Here is a 1093-nt window from a genome sequence, read left to right as displayed (position 1 = left end):
TCTCCCTCGTATATTATTTTTTAGTTACTCTTTCAAGCGACGATTTAACACAATGTTCTCTTGGACGTCCGAGGATATTCCTAGATAATGAAAGTAAGGATCATTTGGGACAATTCTCCCTCTCCCTGTAGGCTTTAACTACATTAAAAGACTGTTTCCCAGTGTTCGCTTTATTCTTCCTACTCACAGGCTGTTCTCCTTGATTCAAACCTAGCTGTTAGTAGCGCTAGGGCGGCTTTTGAAGCAAGGGTAAATTCTTATACACGAGGATGTTGGTCAGCGTTCACACTAGGGATATCCCCAGACGTCCAAGAAAGAGATTTTCCAATGATTCTAAAAGAAAGGAGGAACTCTCTCATGAAACTATTTGTTGGTTTAGATGTGAGCTCTCAAGATGCAAAAGTTTGTTTTTTAAATGGTGAAGGTGATCGATTAGAATCGTTCACCATTACAAATGACTTACCTGGAGCCATAATATTAAAAGAAAAAATTCTGAACACAGCTTCCAAATTAACCTGTGAAGTGATTAAGATTGGCTTAGAATCTACGTCGATTTATAGCTACCATCCAGCTATGTTTCTTCACAATGATAAGGAGCTAAGAACCTACGGTTCTCAAGTGTTTATGATTAATCCAAAACAAATTGCAAACTTTAAGAAAAGTTATCCAGAGATGGATAAAACAGATGCCATTGATGCATTTGTCATTGCAGACTATGTTCGTTTTGGACGTCATACGATGTCGATTGTGAAGGAAGAGCAATACATTGCCTTACAACAGTTAACTCGTTCTCGTTATCAACTCGTACATGCCTTAACAAAAGAAAAACAACATTTTCTTCAACACTTAGGATTAAAGTGTAGTCAATTTACACAAGACGTTGGGTCCTCTGTCTTCGGAAATGCCATGATGGAATTATTCTTAGAACGATTCAGCTTAGAAGAACTCGCTCAAATGCCCTTACAAGATCTCGCTCTTTTTCTTCAGGAAAAAGGAAAAAATCGTTTTGGTAATCCAGAAGAAATAGCAAAATCCATTCAAAAAGCTGTCAGAGGATCCTATCGTTTAAGTAAAGTGGTAGAAGATTCTATTG

Annotated in this window: 1 protein-coding gene; it reads left to right on the top strand. The window is 37.5% G+C overall.

Going from position 1 to position 1093, the window contains the following annotated elements:
* Nucleotides 1-357: 357 nt before the first annotated feature.
* Nucleotides 358-1093: IS110 family transposase (locus BPMYX0001_RS27525; RefSeq protein WP_033799488.1), on the top strand; the 736-nt coding region annotated here is incomplete at its 3' end.

This window comes from Bacillus pseudomycoides DSM 12442 (genome assembly GCF_000161455.1).
GTDB classification, from domain to species: Bacteria; Bacillota; Bacilli; order Bacillales; family Bacillaceae_G; genus Bacillus_A; species Bacillus_A pseudomycoides.
The sequence above is the reverse complement of the archived record's forward strand: the minus strand, read 5'-3'. Positions and strand labels throughout refer to the sequence as shown.